Source organism: Flavobacterium tiangeerense, from assembly GCF_007830355.1.
Taxonomy (GTDB): domain Bacteria; phylum Bacteroidota; class Bacteroidia; order Flavobacteriales; family Flavobacteriaceae; genus Flavobacterium; species Flavobacterium tiangeerense.
The window spans coordinates 1-24,009 of record NZ_VLKO01000014.1 but is presented as its reverse complement, the minus strand read 5'-3'; the positions used below and the strand labels follow the sequence as shown (position 1 = coordinate 24,009).

The following is a 24,009-nucleotide window of genomic DNA, read 5'->3' as shown; positions in this document are numbered from 1 at the left end:
ATTTTGTATCCTAAGCCTATGAAAAAGCATAAAAACTCCATTTTTTATTTGATGGTAAACAGTGTGTTTTTCTTTTTTATGTATCTCATTATCAATAAAGGAAAAACGCTCGAAGCTAATGAAACAATTGTATCCCCAATTAGTGACAAAGGATCTTGGGGAGATTTCATAGCCTCTATGCTTCATAATTTTCAGGATCCATTAGCCATATTATTAGCGCAAATCATAACTATCATTCTGGTTGCACGTATATTTGGTTGGATTTTTAAAAAAATAGGTCAACCCTCAGTAATTGGAGAAATTATTGCAGGTATTGTTTTGGGACCCTCTTTATTAGGTTTGTATTTCCCTGAAGTATCTGCAGCATTATTTCCTGTTGCTTCTCTTGGAAACTTAAAATTTTTAAGCCAGATAGGACTTATCCTTTTTATGTTTGTAATAGGTATGGAGCTGGATTTAAAAGTTTTAAAAAACAAAGCAAACGAAGCCATTGTTATCAGCCACGCCAGTATTATCATTCCGTTTACGCTAGGTATAGGACTCGCCTATTTTGTGTATAATCAATTTGCTCCAGAAGGAGTGAAATTTTTGTCTTTCAGTTTGTTCATGGGTATTGCACTGAGCATTACTGCTTTTCCAGTACTGGCGCGAATTGTGCAAGAAAGAGGCATACATAAAACTAAGTTAGGAGCCATTGTTATTACCTGCGCTGCAGCAGATGACATTACTGCTTGGTGTATTTTAGCAGTAGTAATTGCAATTGTAAAAGCGGGAACCTTTGTCAGTTCACTATACATTATCATGCTTGCAGTACTTTATGTTGCTGCGATGATCTATATCGTTAAACCTTTTTTAAAAAGAATTGGTGATCTATATGGAACCAAAGACAGTATTGTAAAACCTGTTGTAGCCATCTTTTTTTTGGTATTAATTGTATCCTCTTATGCAACGGAAGTAATTGGAATTCATGCTCTTTTTGGAGCTTTTATGGCAGGAGCCATCATGCCAGATGTACCTAAATTTAGAACAATATTTATAGAAAAAGTAGAAGATGTTGCCCTAATTTTACTCTTACCTTTATTCTTTGTTTTTACTGGATTAAAAACTGAAATAGGACTTATAAACGACCCTTATTTATGGAAAATAACGGGTTTCATAATTCTTGTAGCCGTTGTAGGTAAGTTTTTTGGCAGCGCACTAGCAGCAAAATTTGTGGGTCAAAGTTGGCGCGATAGTTTTACAATAGGCGCCTTGATGAACACCCGAGGATTGATGGAGTTGATTGTATTAAATATTGGTCTAGAACTCAAGGTACTTACTCCTGAGATATTTACAATGATGGTAATTATGGCATTGGTCACTACTTTTATGACGGGACCTGCACTTGATTTAATCAACTATATTTTCAACACAAAAGATGGCGGTGAGCATGTAGAATCTTCAGATGACACAAAGTTCCGTATACTGATTTCTTTTGGGAACAATGAAAAAGGAAAATCGTTACTTCGAATTGCAAATAGCTTGGTAAAAAAACAAAAAAACACCGCTGTTACCGTTATGCACCTGTCTCTGAGTGATGAAGTACATAGTTTTAATTTAGAGGACAAAGAAAAAAACAGTTTTCACCCTTTGGTTGAAGAATCTCAAATTCTAAAACAAGAAATCACGACCATCTTCAAGGCCACCACAGATATTGAAACTGAAATTGCTGATGTTGCTAATCAAGGAGATTATGATTTACTGCTGATAGGTTTAGGAAAATCTATTTTTGAAGGTACTATCCTAGGGAAAGTTATCGGGTTTACCACCAGAATCATTAACCCTGATCGTTTAATAGATAAGTTTACTGGTAAAGAAGGCTTGTTTGAAAATTCACCATTTGATGAAAGAACAAGACAAATCTTATCCAAAACAAAAATGCCAATTGGTATCCTTATTGACAAAGATTTACAACAAGTAAACCAACTTTTTATTCCCATTTTTAGTTCTGAGGATTATTTTTTAATGGACTATGTACAAAAATTAATTTACAATAATAATTGTAAAATTATACTCTTAGATGTCAATGGAAAATTAAATACTAATTTTGTGATGAATAGCGCCATCCAATCACTAGAGCAACAATTTCCGAACAACATAAGCTTAATAACAGATAAAATCATTAAAAAAGATTTCTTAGATCAGCAAGATTTAATGCTTATTAGCCTTGAGAGCTGGAAAGCACTTGTAGATTCAAGAAGTACTTGGTTGAGTGGCGTTCCTTCGGTATTAATTGTTAAGCAATAATTATGAATTGGATCTTACTGGTAATTGGAGGTCTTTTTGAAATAGGTTTTGCAACCTGTTTAGGCAAAGCCAAAGAAAGTTCGGGTGCTACAGCAACAATATGGTTGATAGGGTTTTTAGTGTGCTTATCTATAAGCATGTTATTACTATATAAAGCCTCTCAAACATTACCCATAGGAACTGCTTATGCCGTATGGACAGGAATTGGCGCAGTAGGAACCGTTCTTGTTGGGATTTTTATATTCAAAGAACCCGCTGATTTCTGGAGGATATTTTTCATCACCACTTTAATAAGCTCCATCATTGGATTAAAATTGGTATCCAGTCACTGAATATTTACATGACTGTTAACCCAATTAGGATGAAAAATGATTACTTATCGTACTTTTTAATTTCAAAATTCTCACCATCAAAAACGCCATAGGTAAAATATACAATCCAATCTCCTAAGTTGACATACTCTGCATTTTTACCAACGGAAACTTTCATCGGTAAATGGCGGTGACCAAAAATAAGGTAATTGTAGTGCTTGGTTTCTAGTTTCCTTTTGGAATACAGAATAAGCCATTCTTTGTCTTCGCCAAGAAAAGTCACATCTTCATCACCTGAAATCAGTTTGTTTTTGACCGATAAATATTGTGCCAATTTCACTCCAATATCCGGATGCAACCACCTGAAAAGCCATTTGAAAAACGGATTGGTAAATACTTTTTTCATGCGTTTGTAACCCTTATCACCAGGACCTTTGCCGTCTCCGTGGCCAATAAGAAATGTTTTATCCCCAAAAGTGTATTCTTGATTGTCATGAAAAACAGGAATGTTCAATTCCTTCTGGAAATAATCTTCCATCCACAAATCATGATTTCCCACGAAGAAATAAATAGGAATTCCAGAATCACGAAGTTCTGCTAGTTTACCCAAAACACGGATGAAACCTTTTGGGACAACGGTTTTATATTCGAACCAAAAATCAAATAAATCGCCTAATAAAAAAAGAGCTTCAGCATCACTTTTAATTTCATCAAGCCACGCTACAAACTTTTGTTCTCGTGGATAACTCAGCTCAGGCGTAGGAGCACCAAAATGCTGATCAGACGCAAAATATATTTTTTTGTTGTTGGGTAATTGCATGAAGTTACAAAATGGATTTTACATTATCACTGGCATACCATTCTGCAAAAGAGGATTCGGTCTCTTGTAATTTTAACGAAAACAGCGCAATACCTTCTGGAAGTCTATTACTGATGCGTTGCGCAAAATCAATAACCATGTTCTCACTTGTGGGTTGATAATCAACTAGAATAACATGATGCCCGCGGGCGATCAACTCATTAGCCAAATCAATATGTGGTGTAGTACCGTTGAAAACTGTAGCGTGATCAAACTGATCTACAATTTCTTCTTTTACAATTTTTTTTAAATCCGTAAAGTCAATTACCATTCCGAATTTCACATTAGAACGGTCTGTAATTGGCGTACCAATTACGGTTACTGACAATTTATAACTATGTCCATGAACATTTTTACATTTGCCATCGTAGCCATACAAGGCATGACCGGTCTCGAAACTAAATTGTTTTGTAATTCTGATATTGCTCATCGGAGTTTAATTTTGAGGCAAATTTAGTGATTTTTTGACTTGTAGTAAAAGCTTTGTTCATCAAAGCACTTGAATGCCAATAAAACCAAAAATTTTAAAAAAACATATCGTAGTAAAGCACGTTAAATCCGACCAAAATTTACAATAAATTAACATACCGATTGCGTTGTCAATATTATTAGTAATATATTTGGCCTTCAAATATTTAAAAGTAAATAATATGAGAATACGCGCTCTGTGATTATAGAATGCCTATCCTTATTTTAATTATTTGAATGAAACTAACTAACACTTATTTATTACTTTTTCTATGAAAAAAACTTTACTCAACAATGTTTTGTTTGTGTTACTCACCTTTTTGGGCTTGAGCCTGAGTTCATCACTTAACGCACAAACTACCTACACGTGGAACCAAACAGGTAGCGCCTCTTTTGGTCTTGCAGCAAACTGGTCCCCTAGCAGAGATACGCCAGCAGCAAATGATATTTTAGTTTTCAATAACGGTGCTACAACTACCGTAACCGATGTACCTACACAAACTATAGTAGGTCTTACAGTTGCAGCAAATACTAATGTAACTTTAAACACATCAGCTACACCCGCAAAAATCCTAACCATCACTAACGGTCTAAGCGGAGCAGATTTTTCTGTTGAAAGTGGTTCTCAACTTAACGTGGCCATTACAGGAGGTGCTTTCCCTTTGACTATTGCTATTGGCACAGGAGCAACTGGAATCGTTGCCGGTTCTATGACATTTTCAAGCGCAACAGCAAATACTATAAACACCATAACTGCTGCTGATGCAAGTGGTTTAACTTTCACAAATGGCGCAACACTTACGCAAAGTACAAATAGTACAGGTAGCATTTTTGGTAATGGAACAAGCAACAGTGTTATTTTTGCAAGTGGATCTACTTTTATTCAGGCAGCTGGTTCAAACCCTTTTCAAAAAACTCAACCTGCATCAGTAGTAGTTTTTCAAACAGGAAGTTTGTTTAAAATAATTGGAAACATATCTTCTGCTTTTTCAGGAAGAACTTACCCAAATCTTGAAATTGCCGCCACGGGATATAACCAGAGTCCTACTGGAGGAGCGGTTTTATCAATAGACAACCTAACAATTACCACTGGGATTCTCAACATGAATCTTACCTCAGCAGTTTCAATCAAAGGAAATGTTAATATAGCTACAGGGCAAACATTGACTTTTAGTCCTGCAACTGCAGCTGGATCTTTAACATTTAATGGTGCAACAGCGCAAACCATCAACAATTCAGGAACACTTACTTTTACTGCAAATACAAATGCAATCATAGCAAATACAAACGGAGTTACTTTTAACCAATCTCAAACATTGTTAGGAAGTACTACTGTAAATGCTGGAGCTACATTAGCAACAAATGGAATCCTTACACTTTCAGGCACACCTTCTATCAATGGAACACTACGATTAAATTCAACTGGATTACTTGCAGGTGCCGCTCCTACTTATGGTACTGCTTCAAGTCTAGTATACAATGGCGTTATTGGCGGTTCCAATGTAGGAAACGAATGGACTGGCAATTCAACAACAGCTGGGGCTGGGATTCCTAACAACGTGACTCTTAACAGCAGTAGCATCAACATCAACAGCAATAGAGGTCTTGCAGGTAATTTAACCATTGACTCTGGAAGTACAGTAACAGTGAAATCAGGAAATAATCTTTCTGTGGCAAATAATTTATTTAATAACGGTACAGAATCTTCATTCGTTCTCGAAAATAATGCAAATCTTATCCAAAATGGGACTACCAATATCAATACTGGCGCAATAACCATCAACCGAAGTGGAGCTTCATTGATGCTTTTAGATTACGGCTTATGGTCTTCACCAGTAAGCGGTCAAAAATTAAAAGCTTTTTCACCTAATACATTAGATAATCGTTTTTATACATACAATCCTACTACAAACATTTATGTACCAGTGGCTACTCCAGCTACTACTGATTTTGTAACAGGAAATGGATACTTAATTCGTGTTCCAAATGATCATCCTACCACTCCTACTATCTGGAGCGGAATCTTTAGAGGGGTTCCAAACAATGGAAACATCTCTGTTTCTGGTTTGACTACAGGAACTTTTAATGCAGTAGGAAATCCTTATCCATCTACCATTAGTGCCGATGCTTTTATCACTGCTAATAACCTTACAGAACCGTTGTATTTTTGGAGAAAAACAAATGCTGCTGCAGGAACTGCATACGCCACTTATACAATGGCAGGAGCTGTTGGAACACCAGGTAATGGCGGAATCACGCCTAACGGAACTATTCAAGTAGGACAAGGATTTATTGTAAAAACAACTTCAAATTTAGTTGCATTTACCAATGCAATGCGTACTGCCAACAATTCAAATCAAATACTAAAAACTACTACAACTGAGAAAAACAGAATCTGGTTGAATCTATCTAAAGGTACTGAATCAGTAAACCAAATGATGGTTGCTTACATGGATGGCGCCACTAGCGAAATTGACAATACATTAGACGGAAGATACATCAATGATAATGAAACTGCTCTAACCAGTTCTTTAAAAGGAGAAGAATTTGTTATTCAAGCCAAAGGATTACCATTTGATTCTAGTGACATTGTTCCTTTAAGTTTTAAAACAGAACTTGCAGGTAGTTTTACCATTGCTATAGACAAGGTAGACGGTTTGTTTTTAGGTAACCAAGAAATTGTACTTAAAGATCTAAAAGCAGGAACAGAGCAAAACCTTAAAACAGGTTCATACACATTTACCAGTGAAGCGGGCACTTTTAAAAACCGTTTCGAAATTGCTTTCAAAAACAACCAAACTTTAGATATCAGCACTCCTAACTTTGATGAAAATAGTGTAATTGTATTCAATCAAAATGGAACTTTAAACGTATCTACAGGAAAAAATGCTATCAAAAACATCCGTGTTTTTGATATAAGAGGCGTTTTAATTGCAGAACAAAAAGACGTAAATTCAAATAAAGCAAGTATCAAAAACGTTACGGCAAGCAAACAAGCTGTTTTAATCCAAATTACTTCAGAGGACAATAAAACGGTAACTAAAAAAGCTATTTTTTAGGCTGTAGCCAATAAAAACAGATACTAGAATTAAAATTTTAAAATTAAATCATGAAAAACATAGTAATACAATTTTATATCGTTGCTTTTTTTATACTCTCTAGTGTTACTATGGTAGCACAAACTCCGGGAGACACTGATGGTACAGCCGATGGACTAGAAGGAACTGATGCTCCTGCAGCACCAATAGATGATTACCTTTTGCCAATGGCACTAGTGGCTATTTTTGCAGGGTACAAATATTCTAAAAACACAGCTCAAAAAACAGTTTAAATAGAGTTGATTTTAAAACTGTAACCCAATAAAAACCCCCGAAAAATAATTTTCGGGGGTTTTGCTATTTTATCTTGAGATACAAACTCATTAATTTGAATGACTCCTTACTTAATTCTATTTTTTAAACTGTGCCAAAGCATTTTTTGTAAAATCAGAAAGAACTAATTTCCCCGAAATAGCAGCACGATCCAATAAAAGCGTGTCCCAATGTTGCGTTCCCTCCCACAGTACTTTTTTCATTTCCAGCAATGCCTGAGGATTATAGCTAGATAAAGTGTTGCTAAAGTTACTTACTGCAAGATCCAGCTCCTCTATACTGTCACAAACTACGGCATATAGCCCTTTTAATTTCGCCCATTCAGCCGACTTCCATTCCTGTGCTGCAAGAGTCATTTCGGACATAGCTGTTTTACCTATTTTTCGGGTCACAGTAGGTTCAATTACAAACGGCCCTATTCCTATAGCAAGTTCTGATAATTTAATTGCAGCATGCTGCGTAGCCATCACGTAATCACAAGCCGATGCAATTCCTACTCCACCTCCCACTGCTTTCCCATGCACTCTACCAATAATAAGCTTAGAACAGTTGCGCATGGCATTTATCAAGTTTGCAAAACCAGAGAAAAAATGCGTACCAGCAACCTCATCTTGTACCGCAAGCAACTCATCAAAAGAAGCGCCTGCACAAAATGCTCCAGTACCACTACTTTGAATCACAATTACAGACACATTTGGGTTTTGGTCTAATGTGCTAAATTCAGCTGTTAAACGATTTAATAGTTCTCTTGGAAAGGAGTTACTCGAGGGATGACTAAAAGTTACCGTTGCTACTCTATTATTGATGCTGGTCTCTAAGGAACCCATTGCGTTTTCAGAAATCATACTTTTTTTTGGGTAAAGTTAAAAAAAGTAATGCGGAATTCATCAACTCCTTGTAAGAATGAATTTGTCTTTAAAATTTGTTTTTTGGTAGATTTAAATAGTATATTTGCGCACTCCTTGGGGGATTAGCTCATTTGGCTAGAGCGCTTGCCTGGCAGGCAAGAGGTGATCGGTTCGAATCCGATATTCTCCACCAGTAAAATTCAAGCCTTGCAGCAATGTGAGGCTTTTTTATTTTATTTCACTTTAATATTAAAGTTTTTTTGATTTCAAAACACAAAAAAACCGTAATAACTACTAACCAGCTATTACGGTATTTTTTAATCTAAGCAATAACCTCAAGACCTACTTAGGATAATTGACTTTACCTACAGTTCTCATAATCCTAACAATTTTAGCCTTTCGGTTATTAATATACGTTGAGGAACTTGTTGCTGAGTACTTACGCGGGTTAGGTAATATGGCAGCAATACCTGCGGCTTGCTTCGGGGTCATGCTTGAAGCTCCTTTTCGGTACCAGTGTTCTGCTGCAGCTTGCGCTCCGTAAACACCATTACCCATTTCTATACTGTTCAGGTAAACCTCCATAATGCGTTCTTTGCCCCATATTAGTTCAATCAAAACCGTGAAATAAGCTTCTAAACCTTTTCGCAAATAACTACGGCCTTGCCATAAAAATACATTTTTTGCAGTTTGTTGGGATATGGTGCTACCCCCTTTTATACGGCGACCTCTCTCGTTACTTTTATAGGCTTTTTGCATGGCAACAAAATCAAAACCATTGTGCGTCAAAAACGTCCCATCCTCACTAGCAATAACAGCTTTTTGTAAATTCATGGAAATATTCTCAATGGGCTCCCAGTCGTGACTAAAAAAAACTTCCTTGCCAGCAACTTTATTTTCAATTACTCGTATGACCATCAACGGCGTAAAGGGCACAGGAACAAACTTGAAAAAAACCACAAAAAAAAGAGATAGCCCAAAAAACCAAAGCAATACTTTGAGCAAAAACCTACTGATCTTACTGCCAATAGAACTTGTGTTTTTTTTGACGGGTTGTTTGGATTTTTTTGGTGTAATTCGTGTTCCCATTATAATAAATCTGCTAATTCTGTACCTATTAAACTTCCTATTGCCACACCCATTCCTCCTAGACGCACACCGCAATATACGTTGTCAGAAAGAGCCGAAACAATGGGGTTTTTACTTGTTCCTATTCCCATGATTCCACTCCAGCTATACGCTATTTTAAAATCATGATTTGGCAAAATTACTTCTTTTAAGAGTTGTTCCAATTTTTTTTGTACAATTTCTGTCTGACCAAATTCAGTGGTGTTTTCTGTTGCAAAATCTAGATTTCTGCCACCACCTAATAAAATCCTATTGTCAATATTCCTAAAATAATAATAACCTCGGTCTAAATGAAAAGTACCCCTAATATCTAAATCAGCTATCGGCTCTGTAATTACAACCTGAGCTCTTGCTGGTTGTACCGCATTTTGCGTTAATTTTTGAGCAAAACCATTAGTAGCAAAAAACAATTTCTTAGTACTAAAACTAAACGATCCTAAAGCTACAGTAACCTGGTTTCCAGCGTCATGAAAATCGGTAACCGTTTGTGTGTTAAGGATTAAAATGTTCTTTGCTATTGCCTCTTTGAGCAAAGCATGCATCATTTTTCCGGTATCAATTTGTGCCTCAAAAGGATTAAAAATAAGGTATTCATGTATTCCTTTGAATCCAAAACGATCTATTTCTTTTGCAAAAACATCCGATTTAAACAAAGGCTTTAAAATTTCATTGATAAAAGGAAGTTTCCCCAAACAGTCCTGAAAAACATCTTGGTCTCCTTCTAGAAAAAGCTCATAACCACCATGAGGATTAAAATCAATGGTAGCATCCCCAAGTTTGTTTCTCAATAATTGAAGTCCTTGCCATCTTTTCTGTATCAATTGAACAACTTCTTCCTCTGTATGTGTTCTTAAATCGTCTATAATCTCCGAAAGGCTACCAAAACAAGCAAAACCAGCATTCTTAGTGCTTGCTCCCTGTGGCAAAACCCCTTTTTCTAAAACTAATATCTTGCTGTCTGGAAACTTTTCGCGCAAGCGTAAGCCCGCATGCAAGCCCACTATTCCGCTGCCTACAATGGTATAATCTACATTGGTAAACCAATTTTTTAATTCCCAATAACTCAAGTCCATTTCGAAATTTTTTATAAAAATAATACTTTTTTGGAGCTAATCCCGCTATCCGTTTCAATCTTTCTAGTCCTCTACTTGTTTCCGAATCCTGAAACAAGTAGAGAACTAGAAAGGATTTTCACTTCTATCGGGGCTAAAAAACACTACTCAACAAGACTAAAATCGGAAAAAAAGAGCTATTTTTAACATCCTAAAAAAGCAATTTTACTCATGAAAAAAACACTTTTTATATCCTTAGTAATGATCAGTTTAAATACAATGGCACAAAATACAATGACTCCAGAATTACTCTGGAAACTAGGTCGAGTAACCCCTCTAGGAATCTCCTTAGATGGCAAAAATGTGATTTACAAAGTAAGCACCCCTTCTGTTTTAGACAATAAATCGGAATCAAAAATGTATGCGCTTCCCTTACAGGGTGGAAATCCTACTGAAATTAAAGACACAAAAGACATTCTGAAAGACAAAAATATTTCGCCAGATGGGAAATACGTAATGTATCACGAAGAGGTAAAAGTTGAAAAAGTGCACGGAAAAGATTTTTATCCAGAACTTCAAAAATCAGAGGTACAAATCTACGATGGATTGAATTACCGCCATTGGGACACTTGGAATGAAGGCAAATACAACCATGTTTTTTTTAAAGAAAATAAGGATGGAACGCTAGGAATTGACATCCAAGAAGGAGAAAACTTTGATAGTCCACAAAAACCTTTTGGTGGTGACGAAGATTATATTTGGTCGCCTGACAGCAAAAATATTTATTACGTGTGCAAGAAAAAAGCGGGGACTGAATATGCTATTTCTACCAACACCAATATCTTTGAGTACAATCTAGAGTCAAAAAAAACTACAAACATAACCGAAGAAAACCAAGGTTATGACACTACTCCACAGTTCTCACCAAGCGGAAATTTAACATGGCTACAAATGAAACGCGATGGCTATGAAGCGGACAAAAATGACATCATTGTTCTCTTTAAAGGAATAAAAATAAACCTTACCGCAAATTGGGATGGCACAGTGGATCATTACATGTGGAGTGCTGATGGAAAGAAAGTTTATTTTGTAGCCCCAATTGATGGGACAAAACAGCTTTTTGAAGTGAATTTTCCTGGCGCAACACGCATTGCCATAACAGTTCGTCAACTAACTGAAGGTGATTTCGATGTGAATGATCTTATTGGTTTAACCAGTAAAAACATTCTCGTGACACGCACCGATATGAATCATGCTTCAGAAATATATTCTTATAATTTGAGTAAAAACACGTGGAAACAACTATCGAATGTTAATACAGCTACGTACTCCACTTTGGCGCTAAGCAAAACAGAGAAACGATATGTAAACACTACAGATGGTAAAAAAATGTTAGTTTGGGTGGTACTTCCTCCTAATTTTGACGCTTCAAAAAAATACCCGACACTCTTGTATTGCCAAGGCGGACCACAATCTGCATTGACTCAATTTTATTCCTACAGATGGAATTTACAATTAATGGCGGCTAATGGATATATCGTGGTAGCTCCTAATCGTCGTGGCATGCCGGGTCATGGAGTGGCTTGGAATGAGGAAATCAGTAAGGACTGGGGCGGACAGGTTATGGATGATTACCTATCAGCAATTGATGCTGTGGCCAAAGAAAATTACGTAGACAAAACTAGATTAGGATGTGTGGGAGCGAGCTATGGTGGGTATTCTGTTTTTTATTTGGCAGGAATTCACAACAACCGTTTCAAAACATTTATTGCCCATGATGGCGTATACAATACTCAAAGCATGTTTGGGACAACAGAAGAAGTTTTCTTTAGCAATTGGGATTTTGGTGGAGCGTATTGGGAAAAAAACAATGCCACTGCTCAAAAAACATACACCACATTCAACCCGATGAATTTAGTAGAAAAATGGAACAAACCTATTTTAATCATTCAAGGTGGAAAAGACTTTCGTGTACCAATAGGACAAGGACAAGAAGCTTTCCAGGCGGCTCAACTACGCGGTTTAAAAAGTAGGTTTGTCTATTTCCCCGAAGAAAACCACTGGGTTTTAAAACCTCAAAACGCTTTAGTTTGGCAAACTGAATTTTTCAAATGGCTTAAAGAAACTCTATAAATAATAGTACAAGTAAAAACCTCACCTCCCAGTGAGGTTTTTTTTTAGTTACGATTTTGAATATTTTGATTATCTTAACTATAATGTATCTTGCAATTTTTAACTTTGAAAATGGATCAAAAAAAAAGCTACATCCCTGTAAAAGTTTTTCTAGGCTACCTTCTGTTAGTACTCCTCTTTGGTAGTGTTGGGTGGTTTTTATACTCCGAAAATAAAAGTTTCACTCGACCTGAAAAAAGTATTTCTGATAAAAATGATGCTGTATTAAAAGTTAGTACTGTATTATCTGACTTATACAAAACAGAAAGTTTGGCTCGAATAGCCATTCAGTCTGATTCAGAAACTGATTTTAAGCAGTACGTAGCTAAAACCAGATCCTTGACCATTGCAATTGACTCCTTGAAAACTGCTGTGTCTACGCCAGACCAAGTACAATTGCTGAATAGTGTTCAGATTTTGTTGTCTAAAAAAACCCAAAACATTCTACAGTTAAAAGCCATAAAAAATAAAACCGAAGATGAAACCGCTGTTAGCAGTGCCATAACCGACTTGACAAAAATGGAATCTTCCATGCGGAAGCTACAATTAGAAGATTTTGTAAAAAATCCAGCGGAAATGGCAGATTATCAGCGCAATGTTTTAAAAAAATATGTTGCTTATTTAAACCAAAATATCCCTGATGATAGTAGCAACACTTTAAGCAAAAAAGAATCAGACTCTATTATTAGTACTTCAAAAATGCTTTTAAATCAAGTAAAAACGGAGACCGCAAATAAAAAAAATTTACTGATCCTAGAGGAAAATAAACTACTTCAAAACGGACTTTCTATTTCTGAACAATTGCGCAAAGTACTTGAAACAATTGAAAGAGAAATTATTGCGAAAACAGCGAAAAACTTTACCGAAAGAGAAAAATCATTACAAAAAACCAATCAAATAGTCACGAGTGCAGCTATTATTGGGCTGGTATTGACACTCTTATTTTTAATTCTTATTTTGAATGATTTTTCAAAAACACAGTCCTATAAAAAACAATTAGAAACTGCTAATCTCAAGGCAAAAAAACTAATTAGCAGCAGAGAACAACTGATTTCTACAGTGAGTCACGACTTAAAAACCCCATTGAGCACCATTGTAGGCTATACAGAATTATTAGGAAACTCAGACTTAAGCTCGAAACAATTACATTTTACCAAAAACATAAAGGGATCATCTGACTATATTTCTAAACTAGTTCAAGACTTGCTGGATTTCACTCAAATTGAAGCTGGAAAAATTACTATTGAGAAAATCCCTTTTTCACTGCCTGAAAGTATAAAAGAAATCAGTACCAGCATACAAGCCGTTTACGCTCATAAAAAAATAGAATTGCTACTGGATATTGATTCGGATTTAGAACAAAGAATAATTGGAGACCCTTTTAGATTGCGACAAATAATATCAAACATCGTAGGGAATGCTTTCAAGTTTACTGAAAAAGGTTTTATTAAAATTACCGCAAAAGCAAACAGAAATTCCAAAATAATTACAATCCTAATCGAGGATTCAGGAATAGGAATAGCGACAAAAAATCAAAAATTAATTTTTGAAGAATTTACACAAGCAGACGATCAAATTGAAAAAAAATATGGCGGAACCGGCCTTGGCCTAACCATCTCTAAAAAAATGGCTAGTATTTTAGGTGGTGATTTAAACTTAAAAAGTGAATTAGGTAAAGGAAGTATCTTCGAAATTCAAATTCCGTTGCAATATGACACGACAACGCTAGATCATTTATCTTTTACAGCAAACGAATTGCAAAGCAAACGAATTGCGGTACTTATTGATGACGATCATAACTTATTGCAATTAACAACCGACGTACTGCAACAACATAACTTTGACGTACATCCTTTTGGCAAGGCAACTGAGGCACTGAACTGGATTGCAAACCAAGCATTTGACCTAATTATAACCGACATTCAAATGCCTGTTATGGATGGATTTTTGTTTATCAAAGAATTACAGAATGCCCCAAAAACTAATTATGATAAGCAACCTATTATTGCCGTTACCGGTAGAAATGATTTGAGTCTAGCCGACTATACAGAAGCTGGATTTATTACAGTGGTAAGAAAACCGTATTCCCCAAAAGTATTGCTTAATACCATACATGCAATTTATAATAACAGCGAAATTCCCAACCAAAAAGTAAAAAATAAAAAAATAAAAACTCCTGAGAAACTGTATTCATTAAAAGAACTGAAAGCTTTTTTACCCAATGATACTCAAGCTCTAAATGATATTTTGCAATCTTTCATGTCTGGAACCTTTGAAGATATGACCTTATTAGAACAAGCAGTACACAAAAACAACCGTATTGAGACTAACGAACTTGCTCATAAAATGAATCCAATGTTTAAGCAAATCAAAGCAGGTCACATTAGTAATATTTTAGACCAATTGGAAAACAAAGACACTTCTAGTGAAGAATTTCATGCTTTGGTACTGGATTTAAAAGATAAAATACCGGTACTTTTTGCACTTTTAAACAAGGAACTGCATTAACTGATATCGTATAGCTTTAATTTATTATACAATGTTTTTCTATTGATTTTTAGCAATTTAGCCGCTTCTGTTTTATTATTATTTGTTCTGGACAAGGCTTCTAGAATAGCTTCCTTTTCGTTTTCGGATAACGAAAATTCATCACTTAGCTTGCCTGTACTTTGAAAAAATTCAGCTGGTAATGCTTCTTTCTCTACAAAATCTCCCGCTGTTAAAAGCGTAGCGCGCTTAATGCAATTTTGTAATTCTCTTAGATTTCCTGGCCATCTGTAATTTTGAAAAATACATAAGACCTCTGGGGAAAATCCAATGACATTTTTTTGTAGTTCTTGATTTGCTTTTTCTAGAAAAAAGTCTGCAAACAACATCAAATCTTCATTTCGTTCTACTAAAGAAGGAGAATGAATAGAAAACTCATTGATTCTATGGTACAAATCTTCTCGGAAATCTCCTTTCTTAACCGCTTCCCTCAAGTCTTCATTGGTAGCAGTAATAATTCGGATATCCACAGCAATTTCTTTATTGCTTCCTACAGGTTTTATTTTTCTTTCTTGTAAAGCTCGTAAAAGCTGTATTTGATTTTCATAGGATAGATTTCCTATTTCGTCTAAAAAAATGGTTCCATTATTTGCAGCTTCAAAAAAACCTATTTTATCATGAATAGCTCCTGTAAAAGAACCTTTTACATGACCAAAAAATTCACTAGCTGCTAACTCTTTTGGAATAGATCCACAATCAACAGCAATGAAATTGGTGTTTTTGCGGGCACTATTTTCATGAATACTTTTAGCGATCACCTCTTTTCCAGTTCCGCTTTCGCCAATAATCAATACTGACATCGTAGTGGGACTTACTAATTGTATGTACTCTGCAAGCTTTAATGAAGCTGTTGAAATGCCTTTTACAAAAGTATTACTAGATTTCTCTACAAGTTGTTTTACTTTTTTAGGGATTTTTTCGGTTGTAGTAGGTAGTACATTTTCATCTTGTCGCAATGCATTTGCAATTACTAACAGAACTTCCTCTGGATTAAAAGGTTTCGAAATATAATCTGCTGCGCCATTTTTTATTGCTTTAACTGCCGTACTCACATCGGCATATCCAGTCATTAGTAATACGGGAACGTCAGGAAAGATTGCTTTTATTTCAGACATAAGTAAAACTCCATCAAAATCTGGTAGTCTGACATCTGTGATTACGAGGTCAAATTCATTAGTTTTCAATATAATCCTCGCTTCAGCAGCTGAAAATGCAGTAACTACTTCAAAAGATTTTTTAACTAGAAATTTTTCTACTAACTTACAAAAAGGCACATCATCCTCTATCAACAAAATTTTAGCCATTGTGTTTTAAACTTTACTGCTAAATTAAAGTTATTTAAATAGTATTGTCCTAATTATTTCAAAAAAAAGAGAGACTGTTAAAAACAATCTCTCTTTTTTAAAAATAAAAATTACCTAATTATTTATTGATCCAGTTGCCATTAACATCCGCATATACAGTAGCGTTCTGGTCTCCAACTGTAATTTTCGATACATCACAAAAGACTACTTTTGAATCCATTTCCCGTTTGCGTCGGCAAATAAATTTCCTTTTTTGTCTCCTTGTGTAATGTCTAATTTGTACTCTTTATTAGCATTTACATAGGCCTTATCTAAAACTGCGTCAGGATATGCTTTTTTTAATGCTTCTGTTATGGCTGCAGGAACTTCTTCTAGTTTAATTTCTGTGTATTCCTCTTGCATATTTACTGTTTGCAATACTTTTTTAGCATTTAGAACTGGTGTTGCAAAAGTTGAAAAACTCCCCAAAACAATTGCTGCTGATACTATTAACTTTTTCATGATATTTAATTTTTAATGTTTATGTATACTCTTTATTTTTGAATCCATTTTCCTGATTCATCTGCAAAAAGACTTCCTTTTTTGTCCCCAATAGTAATGTCTAGTTTATACTCTTTTTTAGGATTAACATAAGCCTTATCTAAAACTGCTTCAGGATATGCTTTTTTTAATGCTTCTTTTACAGCTGTAGGAACTTCTTCTAATTTAACTTCTGTGTATTCCTCTTGCACATTTACTGTTTGCAATTCTTTATTTGCGTTTAGAACTGGTGTTGCAAAAGTTGAAAAACTCCCCAAGACAATTGCTGCTGATACGATTAACTTTTTCATGTGATGTAATATTTAAGATTATATAATTAGTTTTAATACTAATGATAATAGAATAATCATACCAATTTTAAAACACAACTATCCATTATCATAATTAACTATTTTTAAACTAGTTACAAATTTTACATTTAAGTCTGTACTGTGTAAAACGAGAAAAAATAATGTAAAACTGTGTAATAAATACACAGTTGGTTAAATTTATTTGAATCCATAACCAAAAAGAACCTTACACTGATGGAAGGTTCTTTTTAAAAAATCATGAGAGTAGCCGAACTAAATAATTTGTATGGTATAAAAAAATGCATTCCACTTCTTTAGTTCCTTTTATAAGTCTAAATAGTATAGTAACAGTAGTATCAAAAAAAATCCCGTCAAAAAAATATTTGACGGGATTTTTATATTGTTCAACAAACAAGTGTTTATTCCGGATCGTTCATTTTAAAAGTATCCATAAAAGCGGTGGTATAATCACCCACAATGTAACGTGGATCATCCATTAATTGTCTGTGGAATGGAATTGTCGTTTTGATTCCTTCTATAACAAATTCGTCTAAAGCTCTTCTCATTTTACTAATTGCTTCTTCACGAGATTGAGCAGTAGTAATCAGTTTTGCAATCATTGAATCGTAATTTGGTGGAATTGTATAACCTGAATACACGTGTGTATCTAAGCGAACTCCATGTCCGCCTGGCATGTGCAACGTAGTAATTTTTCCTGGTGAAGGGCGAAAATCATTATAAGGATCTTCTGCATTAATACGACACTCAATAGCGTGTAATTGTGGTAAATAGTTTTTACCTGAAATAGGCACACCTGCAGCAACAAGGATTTGCTCTCGTATTAAGTCATAGTCAATTACTTGTTCAGTAATAGGATGTTCTACTTGAATACGCGTATTCATTTCCATAAAGTAGAAGTTACGGTGCTTATCTACTAAGAATTCAACTGTACCAGCACCTTCATACTTAATAAACTCAGCAGCTTTTACTGCTGCTGCACCCATAGCTTGACGCAACTCGTCAGTCATGAAAGGCGAAGGAGTTTCTTCAGTAAGTTTTTGATGACGTCTTTGTACAGAACAATCTCTTTCAGATAAGTGACAGGCTTTACCGTAAGCATCACCCACAACTTGAATTTCGATGTGACGTGGTTCCTCGATTAATTTTTCAAGATACATTCCGTCATTACCAAAAGCCGCAGCCGATTCTTGACGAGCACTTTCCCATGCTTTCAATAAATCTTCTTCTTTCCAAACGGCACGCATTCCTTTTCCTCCACCTCCAGCAGTAGCTTTTAACATAACTGGAAATCCGAACTCTCTTGCTAATTGTAACGCTTGTTCGTAAGATTCTAAAATCCCAACAGAACCTGGAACACATGGAACACCTGCTTCAATCATAGTCGACTTAGCAGAGGCTTTGTCTCCCATTCTATCAATCATTTCTGGAGAAGCCCCAATGAATTTTATACCATGTTCTTGGCATATCTTTGAAAATTTTGAATTTTCAGATAAAAAACCATACCCTGGATGGATTGCATCTGCGTTTGTAATTTCGGCAGCTGCAATAATATTTGACATTTTTAAGTAAGATAAATTACTTGGAGGAGGTCCTATGCAAACCGCTTCGTCAGCAAATTTCACGTGCAAACTATCAGCATCAGCAGTAGAGTATACTGCAACTGTTTTTATGCCCATTTCTTTACACGTTCTAATAACGCGCAACGCAATCTCACCTCTATTTGCAATTAATATTTTTTTAAACATCTTATTTGAAATTTTAAATGTAAATTTTAAATCTAAGTCCTATTGATTTTCGAAATATTCGATATCAAAAATAATTTTATAATTTAAAATTTCTTTATGATGGATCAACTAAAAATAACGGTTGATCAAACTCAACTGGCGACATATCATCTACCAATATTTTAACAATCTTACCTGAAACTTCAGACTCAATTTCGTTAAATAATTTCATGGCTTCAATTACACATAAAACATCACCTTTTCCAATTGATTTACCTACTTCAACAAACATTGGTTTGTCTGGTGATGGTTTTCTATAAAAAGTTCCAATAATTGGTGACTTAATAGTAATATAATGCGCGTTTTCTACAGCTGGTGCTTCTGGAGTTGCTGCAACTGGAGCAATTTGCTGAGGCGCTACTGCCTGAGGAATTGCAGCCTGTGCTGGCATTTGTTGCACGTATGTAGTCTCAGTTACATTTCCTTCTAAAGTGGTTCTAATGGTAATTTTCACATCATCCATTTCTAATTTAACTTCTGCAACACCTGAATTTGCTACAAACTTGATTAGATTTTGAATTTCTTTTAAATCCATGATTATTTGTTTTTAGTTTAAATTTATTTTTTATCGTAAGCCCATTTTAAATAAATAGATCCCCAAGTGAATCCACCACCAAATGCTGCTAAAATTATGTTGTCCCCTTTTTTTAACAAGTGCTCAAAGTCATATAAAACTAAAGGTAAAGTAGCTGACGTGGTATTGCCATATTTCTCAATATTTACAAGTACTTTAGAGTCTTCAAGCTCCATTCTGCTTGCTGTAGCGTCAATAATACGTTTATTTGCTTGATGAGGAACCAACCAATCAACATCAGTATTGGTCAAATTATTTCTTTTTAGTATCAATTCACTAGCATCGGCCATGTTAGTTACTGCGTATTTAAAAACAGTTTTACCATCCTGCACAATACTGTGCTTATTGTCTCTAACGGTTTCATATGATGTAGGATTAAGTGATCCTCCTGCATCTATCTTTAAAAAATCTCTCCCTACTCCATCGCTACGCAAATATTCGTCTTGCAAACCTAATCCTTCATAGTTAGGCTCAAACAATACGGCTCCTGCACCATCACCAAAAATGATACAAGTAGCTCTATCTGTATAATCTACAATTGAGGACATTTTATCAGCACCTATTAACAGTACTTTTTTATATTTTCCTGAGGCTATGTAAGCTGATGCGGTTGACATACCATATAAAAAACTAGAACATGCAGCTTGCAAGTCATATGCAAATGCATTTGTAGCACCTATTTGTGTGGCTACAAAAACTCCAGTTGAAGCTACAGGCATATCTGGTGTAGCTGAGGCCAATATCACCATATCAATTTCAAGAGGATCAATATTAGCTTTTGCTATCAAATCTTGAGCAGCTTTTATAGCTAAAAAAGAGGTTCCTTTATCTGTATCCTTAAGTATTCTTCTCTCTTTAATTCCTGTACGTGAAGTAATCCATTCGTCATTGGTATCAACCATTGTTTCTAATACTTTGTTCGAAAGTACAAAATCAGGTACGTAGGCACCAACAGCGGTTATTGCGGCTGTGATTGTATTCATTGTTGCATTTATTTCAAGTCAAATGTTTCCATTTGAAAATTTTTTAAAAGACGTGAAAATTACAAAAAAATTTTCATTTTTTTTCTGAATGTGTTGCTTTATAATTAGCTCTAATTATAATCAACAAAAAAAACTCTCACGATGTGAGAGTTCGAATATCATTTACCGTAATGTATTAAGCAACAGCTACAGATTTATCTATAACAACTTGCCCTCTGTAATACATTTTACCTTCGTGCCAGTATGCTCTGTGGTATAAGTGCGCTTCTCCTGTGATAGGACAAGTTGCAATTTGTGCTACAGTAGCTTTATAATGTGTTCTTCTCTTATCTCTTCTTGTTTTGGAGATTTTTCTCTTAGGATGTGCCATTTTACTATATTATTTATCCGTTAATAGTTGCTTTAATTTGTCCCATCGCGGGTCAATATTTTCTTCTTCTTTAATTTCTTCTTTCTCTTCGCTTACAGCAAGTTCACTTAGTTTTTGCAAAGCTTCTGTTTGCAAAGTACCGTCTTTTACGCCAGGATGAACCCGTCTTAAAGGAACTGACAACACAATCATTTCATAAATATATTGTGCTATATCTATCTCAAACTCTCCGTGAGGAAGTATTAATAACTCCTCATTATCATTGTTAAATTCTTCACCAAAACGAACTATAAGTTTCATTTTTCCTTTTACAGTTAAGTTAAAATCTTCACTGGTCAAGTCACAAGGAACATTTACATATCCTTTGTGTTTAAAACTTAATTCTAGAAATGTACTTTTTTTATCTAAAACTACATTTACTTTGATATTTGAATCTTGATATTCATTGTAATCAAAGATTTCAAAGAACTTATTATCAATTTGATATTCAAAATTATGTTTCCCTAGCTTCAAACCTATAAAAGGTATCAAATATTCTTTCGTGTTCTTCATTTTAACCACAATTTGACCCTAAACTTCGGGAGTGCAAAGATATAAATTTATTGCAAATCTAATAATCTTATTCACTTTTTTTTGTTCACAACTGTTTTTCTTTTATTCTAAGCGGTTTTTTACTGATTTCGGCATATTGATTTCTAGAATGAAACACATCAATAGCTAAATAAACCGCCTCTTTAAATGAATTGAAATCAGCAATACCTTTACCCGCGATTTCATAAGCCGTCCCGTGATCTGGCGAAGTTCTAATTTTATTTAAACCTGCTGTATAATTTACTCCTTTGCCAAAAGACAATGTTTTAAAAGGTATCAATCCTTGATCATGATAGGTTGCTATTATAGCGTCGTATTTTTCGTATTGATTACTTCCAAAAAAACCATCTGCTGAAAAAGGCCCAAAAACAAGTGTTCCTTTATCAAATATTTTTTTTAAAACCGGTTTCAAAACTAAATTTTCCTCATTCCCTATCACTCCGCCATCGCCACAGTGAGGATTTAGTCCCAACACAGCAATTTTCGGCTTATTTATACTAAAATCTTGAATTAAAGATTGCTTGATTGTTTCTATCTTTCTAACAATTAACTCCTCAGTAAGATGCGATGCAACTTCACTTAAAGGAATATGATCTGTAAGCAAACCTACTCTCAAATTATCTTGAACCATCAACATCAATGCATTTCCCTCTAATTCTTGATCCAAATAATCTGTATGTCCCGGAAATGCAAACTCTTCCGATTGTATATTAGATTTGTTAATAGGAGCAGTTACTAACACATCAATTCCACCTTCCTTTAGCGCTGTTGTGGCTGCTACAAAAGACTTAATTGCATACTCTCCTGCTTTAACATCAGATTTGCCAAGATTTAACTCTACTCCTTCCTTCCAAACATTTAAAACATTAACTTTACCATGAACAAGTTGGTCTAACTCGTCTATTCCGTGCAACAATGATGTAGATTGAAATGTTTTTTTAATAAAAGTTAACATTTTTACATTTGCAAAAATAACTGGAGTACACATTTCTAACATTCGAGAATCCTCAAATGTTTTCAAAACTACCTCGCTTCCAATACCGTTTAAATCTCCTATAGAAATCCCTACAATTATATTTTCTGCATTTTTCACCATGACTACCGTTATTTATTGCTAATTTTGAACTGCAAATTTAGTAAAATAAAACAAGAAATGTTTACAGGAATTATAGAAACACTTGGTACTATCCAAGATATACGAAAAGAGAATTCTAATGTGCATATTACCATCAGCTCTTCTATAACAAATGAACTTAAAATAGACCAAAGCGTAGCACATAACGGAGTATGCCTGACAGTAGTATCCATACAAGATGACCGCTACACAGTGACTGCCATAGATGAAACTTTACAAAAAACCAACCTATCTCACTGGAGTGCAAATGATATTGTAAACCTGGAACGCGCTATGAAGCTTGGTGATAGGCTTGACGGACATATTGTACAAGGACATGTTGACCAAGTAGGTACTTGCATTCAAGCCGATGAAACGAACGGGAGCTGGAAATACACGTTTGAATACGACAGTAATTTGAATAATATAACAATCGAAAAAGGATCTATTACTGTAAACGGCGTTAGTTTAACCGTAGTAGATTCACAAAAAGATAGATTTAGCGTCGCTATTATCCCATATACTTATGAGCATACCAACTTCAACACTTTTACAGTTGGAACTAAAGTAAATTTAGAATTTGATGTTATTGGTAAATACGTATCCCGGCTTCACAGCACAAAATAACACCCACAAAAAAAACCTTTAGCTTCCTAAAGGTTTTTTTGTGTTATAAATAATGAGATAAATCCCTAAAAAAACAGCTAATATCATAACCACAAAAACACAGTCATCAATTGGAAATACAGGTGGCGGCGCACCTGGCGGAGGTGGTGGTGGCGGTTGTGCTTTTGCAAAAATTACAAAAGCAAAAGTCAACACAAACGAAAGGTGGTATTTATTTGATAGTTGTTTCATGTCGACACAAAAATAAATAAAATTAACGACACAAAAAAGAAATTAAATTACAATAACTTGTTTTTTATCAATAACATGCCTACTTATTGCTATTATAACAAATACTCACTAAAACAAGAATTACACTAAATCTAGCTCTATAACTTTTGTATTTAGAAAAACTCTTTTAAAAGTCTACAACAAGTAACGGATCAAGTCTGAAAGTTGTGGGGAAATATTAAAAACCGGTTATTTGTATTTTAAAAAATACAGAAATGCAGGATTCTTTTAAAGAACTTATCAAGTTGTTGTTACCAGAGATTATTGTGGATTATTTTGAGTTAACTTCTTATGAAAAAGACCAAGAAATACTTCATCTATACTTAAAAGAAATCAATTCTATTCCTAAAGAATATCGGGAGAGTAAATTAAGCTCAAAAGGTTTTTTTGACCAGATAACAGTTCAAGACTTTCCCATTCGAGGTCATCAAGTTTATCTGCATATCACACGCCGAAGATGGCTCAACGAAGATACTGGACAAGTAGTTTTTAGAGATTG

The 24,009-nt window shown here is 34.8% G+C and carries 23 protein-coding genes and 1 tRNA gene; 9 read left to right on the top strand and 15 right to left on the bottom strand.

The window, feature by feature from the left end; translation table 11 throughout:
* The first annotated feature begins 18 nt into the window (after positions 1 to 18).
* Both IQ05_RS14575 and IQ05_RS14570 read left to right on the top strand, forming a co-directional pair.
* Positions 19 to 2,286 carry a cation:proton antiporter gene (locus IQ05_RS14575; RefSeq protein WP_144894189.1) on the top strand — a complete coding sequence of 756 codons (2,268 nt, stop codon included), beginning with the start codon at positions 19 to 21 and terminating at the stop codon, positions 2,284 to 2,286.
* A 2-nt stretch (positions 2,287 to 2,288) separates the two neighbouring features.
* Positions 2,289 to 2,618 carry a DMT family transporter gene (locus IQ05_RS14570; protein WP_144894187.1) on the top strand — a complete coding sequence of 110 codons (330 nt, stop codon included), beginning with the start codon at positions 2,289 to 2,291 and terminating at the stop codon, positions 2,616 to 2,618.
* A gap of 40 nt (positions 2,619 to 2,658) precedes the next feature.
* On the opposite strand, the gene IQ05_RS14565 is transcribed toward IQ05_RS14570, so the two are convergent.
* Positions 2,659 to 3,417 carry a UDP-2,3-diacylglucosamine diphosphatase gene (locus IQ05_RS14565; RefSeq protein ID WP_144894185.1) on the bottom strand — a complete coding sequence of 253 codons (759 nt, stop codon included), beginning with the start codon at positions 3,415 to 3,417 and terminating at the stop codon, positions 2,659 to 2,661.
* Between the two features lie 4 nt (positions 3,418 to 3,421).
* A complete protein-coding gene (locus IQ05_RS14560) occupies positions 3,422 to 3,886 on the bottom strand; it encodes a 6-pyruvoyl trahydropterin synthase family protein (RefSeq protein WP_144894175.1) in 465 nt (154 codons plus the stop codon).
* Between the two features lie 310 nt (positions 3,887 to 4,196).
* Here IQ05_RS14560 and IQ05_RS14555 point away from each other — a divergent pair, with 310 nt between their 5' ends.
* Entirely contained in the window at positions 4,197 to 6,983 is a 2,787-nt protein-coding gene (locus tag IQ05_RS14555; protein ID WP_144894173.1) for a beta strand repeat-containing protein, read from the top strand.
* 50 nt (positions 6,984 to 7,033) lie between these two features.
* Positions 7,034 to 7,255 carry a hypothetical protein gene (locus tag IQ05_RS14550; protein ID WP_144894171.1) on the top strand — a complete coding sequence of 74 codons (222 nt, stop codon included), beginning with the start codon at positions 7,034 to 7,036 and terminating at the stop codon, positions 7,253 to 7,255.
* 117 nt (positions 7,256 to 7,372) lie between these two features.
* Here the strand turns inward: IQ05_RS14550 and IQ05_RS14545 are convergent, their stop codons facing one another.
* Positions 7,373 to 8,140: an enoyl-CoA hydratase/isomerase family protein gene (locus tag IQ05_RS14545; RefSeq protein ID WP_144894169.1), complete on the bottom strand. Its 768-nt coding sequence runs from the start codon at positions 8,138 to 8,140 to the stop codon at positions 7,373 to 7,375.
* Between the two features lie 119 nt (positions 8,141 to 8,259).
* Here IQ05_RS14545 and IQ05_RS14540 point away from each other — a divergent pair.
* A tRNA-Ala gene (locus IQ05_RS14540) sits at positions 8,260 to 8,336 on the top strand.
* 149 nt (positions 8,337 to 8,485) lie between these two features.
* On the opposite strand, the gene mtgA is transcribed toward IQ05_RS14540, so the two are convergent.
* On the bottom strand, positions 8,486 to 9,232 hold the full coding sequence (gene mtgA / locus IQ05_RS14535; RefSeq protein WP_144894167.1) for a monofunctional biosynthetic peptidoglycan transglycosylase: 747 nt from the start codon (positions 9,230 to 9,232) through the stop codon (positions 8,486 to 8,488).
* Positions 9,232 to 10,344 carry an NAD(P)/FAD-dependent oxidoreductase gene (locus tag IQ05_RS14530; RefSeq protein WP_144894164.1) on the bottom strand — a complete coding sequence of 371 codons (1,113 nt, stop codon included), beginning with the start codon at positions 10,342 to 10,344 and terminating at the stop codon, positions 9,232 to 9,234. The genes mtgA and IQ05_RS14530 overlap by 1 nt, the downstream gene beginning before the upstream one ends.
* A 210-nt stretch (positions 10,345 to 10,554) precedes the next feature.
* Here IQ05_RS14530 and IQ05_RS14525 point away from each other — a divergent pair, with 210 nt between their 5' ends.
* Entirely contained in the window at positions 10,555 to 12,456 is a 1,902-nt protein-coding gene (locus IQ05_RS14525) for a S9 family peptidase (protein WP_144894162.1), read from the top strand.
* Between the two features lie 111 nt (positions 12,457 to 12,567).
* Positions 12,568 to 15,003, top strand: coding sequence for a hybrid sensor histidine kinase/response regulator (locus IQ05_RS14520; protein ID WP_144894160.1), 2,436 nt, complete (start codon positions 12,568 to 12,570; stop codon positions 15,001 to 15,003).
* Here IQ05_RS14520 and IQ05_RS14515 read toward each other — a convergent pair.
* The 9 genes from IQ05_RS14515 to pdxA all read right to left on the bottom strand — a co-directional run bounded on the left by IQ05_RS14515 (position 15,000) and on the right by pdxA (position 22,595).
* The gene (locus tag IQ05_RS14515) at positions 15,000 to 16,346 is read right to left on the bottom strand and encodes a sigma-54-dependent transcriptional regulator (RefSeq protein ID WP_144894158.1); all 1,347 of its coding nucleotides are present in this window, start codon (positions 16,344 to 16,346) and stop codon (positions 15,000 to 15,002) included. The two genes, IQ05_RS14520 and IQ05_RS14515, sit on opposite strands and share 4 nt — an antisense overlap.
* 204 nt (positions 16,347 to 16,550) lie before the next feature.
* On the bottom strand, positions 16,551 to 16,847 hold the full coding sequence (locus IQ05_RS14510) for a hypothetical protein (protein WP_144894156.1): 297 nt from the start codon (positions 16,845 to 16,847) through the stop codon (positions 16,551 to 16,553).
* 32 nt (positions 16,848 to 16,879) lie between these two features.
* The gene (locus tag IQ05_RS14505) at positions 16,880 to 17,176 is read right to left on the bottom strand and encodes a hypothetical protein (RefSeq protein WP_144894155.1); all 297 of its coding nucleotides are present in this window, start codon (positions 17,174 to 17,176) and stop codon (positions 16,880 to 16,882) included.
* A 419-nt stretch (positions 17,177 to 17,595) separates the two neighbouring features.
* Positions 17,596 to 18,942, bottom strand: coding sequence for an acetyl-CoA carboxylase biotin carboxylase subunit (gene accC, locus IQ05_RS14500; protein ID WP_144894153.1), 1,347 nt, complete (start codon positions 18,940 to 18,942; stop codon positions 17,596 to 17,598).
* Positions 18,943 to 19,036: 94 nt separating this feature from the next.
* Positions 19,037 to 19,516, bottom strand: a complete 480-nt coding sequence (accB, locus tag IQ05_RS14495) for an acetyl-CoA carboxylase biotin carboxyl carrier protein (RefSeq protein ID WP_144894151.1) — start codon at positions 19,514 to 19,516, stop codon at positions 19,037 to 19,039.
* A gap of 23 nt (positions 19,517 to 19,539) precedes the next feature.
* Complete coding sequence (locus tag IQ05_RS14490; RefSeq protein ID WP_144894149.1) at positions 19,540 to 20,538, bottom strand: beta-ketoacyl-ACP synthase III; 999 nt, start codon at positions 20,536 to 20,538, stop codon at positions 19,540 to 19,542.
* Positions 20,539 to 20,713: 175 nt separating this feature from the next.
* Entirely contained in the window at positions 20,714 to 20,908 is a 195-nt protein-coding gene (gene rpmF, locus IQ05_RS14485; RefSeq protein ID WP_007137315.1) for a 50S ribosomal protein L32, read from the bottom strand.
* 9 nt (positions 20,909 to 20,917) lie between these two features.
* On the bottom strand, positions 20,918 to 21,460 hold the full coding sequence (locus IQ05_RS14480; protein WP_144894147.1) for a YceD family protein: 543 nt from the start codon (positions 21,458 to 21,460) through the stop codon (positions 20,918 to 20,920).
* 85 nt (positions 21,461 to 21,545) lie between these two features.
* Positions 21,546 to 22,595: a 4-hydroxythreonine-4-phosphate dehydrogenase PdxA gene (gene pdxA, locus IQ05_RS14475; protein ID WP_144894145.1), complete on the bottom strand. Its 1,050-nt coding sequence runs from the start codon at positions 22,593 to 22,595 to the stop codon at positions 21,546 to 21,548.
* A gap of 57 nt (positions 22,596 to 22,652) precedes the next feature.
* Between pdxA and IQ05_RS14470 the strand changes: the two genes are divergently transcribed.
* The gene (locus IQ05_RS14470) at positions 22,653 to 23,240 is read left to right on the top strand and encodes a riboflavin synthase (RefSeq protein ID WP_144894143.1); all 588 of its coding nucleotides are present in this window, start codon (positions 22,653 to 22,655) and stop codon (positions 23,238 to 23,240) included.
* Between the two features lie 18 nt (positions 23,241 to 23,258).
* Here IQ05_RS14470 and IQ05_RS14465 read toward each other — a convergent pair whose 3' ends face one another.
* On the bottom strand, positions 23,259 to 23,471 hold the full coding sequence (locus tag IQ05_RS14465; RefSeq protein WP_144894141.1) for a hypothetical protein: 213 nt from the start codon (positions 23,469 to 23,471) through the stop codon (positions 23,259 to 23,261).
* Between the two features lie 254 nt (positions 23,472 to 23,725).
* Here IQ05_RS14465 and IQ05_RS14460 point away from each other — a divergent pair.
* The coding region (locus IQ05_RS14460; protein ID WP_144889776.1) for an ISAon1 family transposase N-terminal region protein at positions 23,726 to 24,009 on the top strand (284 nt) is incomplete at its 3' end.

Coding starts and splice junctions, on each gene's coding strand:
- IQ05_RS14530 (WP_144894164.1), bottom strand. CDS start 10,344: ATGGACTTGAGTTATTGGGAATTAAAAAATTGGTTTACCAATGTAGAT.
- IQ05_RS14560 (WP_144894175.1), bottom strand. CDS start 3,886: ATGAGCAATATCAGAATTACAAAACAATTTAGTTTCGAGACCGGTCAT.
- IQ05_RS14545 (WP_144894169.1), bottom strand. CDS start 8,140: ATGATTTCTGAAAACGCAATGGGTTCCTTAGAGACCAGCATCAATAAT.
- pdxA (WP_144894145.1), bottom strand. CDS start 22,595: ATGGTGAAAAATGCAGAAAATATAATTGTAGGGATTTCTATAGGAGAT.
- IQ05_RS14470 (WP_144894143.1), top strand. CDS start 22,653: ATGTTTACAGGAATTATAGAAACACTTGGTACTATCCAAGATATACGA.
- IQ05_RS14515 (WP_144894158.1), bottom strand. CDS start 16,346: ATGGCTAAAATTTTGTTGATAGAGGATGATGTGCCTTTTTGTAAGTTA.
- IQ05_RS14490 (WP_144894149.1), bottom strand. CDS start 20,538: ATGAATACAATCACAGCCGCAATAACCGCTGTTGGTGCCTACGTACCT.
- accB (WP_144894151.1), bottom strand. CDS start 19,516: ATGGATTTAAAAGAAATTCAAAATCTAATCAAGTTTGTAGCAAATTCA.
- IQ05_RS14480 (WP_144894147.1), bottom strand. CDS start 21,460: ATGAAGAACACGAAAGAATATTTGATACCTTTTATAGGTTTGAAGCTA.
- accC (WP_144894153.1), bottom strand. CDS start 18,942: ATGTTTAAAAAAATATTAATTGCAAATAGAGGTGAGATTGCGTTGCGC.
- IQ05_RS14505 (WP_144894155.1), bottom strand. CDS start 17,176: ATGAAAAAGTTAATCGTATCAGCAGCAATTGTCTTGGGGAGTTTTTCA.
- IQ05_RS14565 (WP_144894185.1), bottom strand. CDS start 3,417: ATGCAATTACCCAACAACAAAAAAATATATTTTGCGTCTGATCAGCAT.
- IQ05_RS14550 (WP_144894171.1), top strand. CDS start 7,034: ATGAAAAACATAGTAATACAATTTTATATCGTTGCTTTTTTTATACTC.
- mtgA (WP_144894167.1), bottom strand. CDS start 9,232: ATGGGAACACGAATTACACCAAAAAAATCCAAACAACCCGTCAAAAAA.
- IQ05_RS14510 (WP_144894156.1), bottom strand. CDS start 16,847: ATGAAAAAGTTAATAGTATCAGCAGCAATTGTTTTGGGGAGTTTTTCA.
- IQ05_RS14525 (WP_144894162.1), top strand. CDS start 10,555: ATGAAAAAAACACTTTTTATATCCTTAGTAATGATCAGTTTAAATACA.
- IQ05_RS14465 (WP_144894141.1), bottom strand. CDS start 23,471: ATGAAACAACTATCAAATAAATACCACCTTTCGTTTGTGTTGACTTTT.
- IQ05_RS14575 (WP_144894189.1), top strand. CDS start 19: ATGAAAAAGCATAAAAACTCCATTTTTTATTTGATGGTAAACAGTGTG.
- IQ05_RS14520 (WP_144894160.1), top strand. CDS start 12,568: ATGGATCAAAAAAAAAGCTACATCCCTGTAAAAGTTTTTCTAGGCTAC.
- rpmF (WP_007137315.1), bottom strand. CDS start 20,908: ATGGCACATCCTAAGAGAAAAATCTCCAAAACAAGAAGAGATAAGAGA.
- IQ05_RS14570 (WP_144894187.1), top strand. CDS start 2,289: ATGAATTGGATCTTACTGGTAATTGGAGGTCTTTTTGAAATAGGTTTT.
- IQ05_RS14555 (WP_144894173.1), top strand. CDS start 4,197: ATGAAAAAAACTTTACTCAACAATGTTTTGTTTGTGTTACTCACCTTT.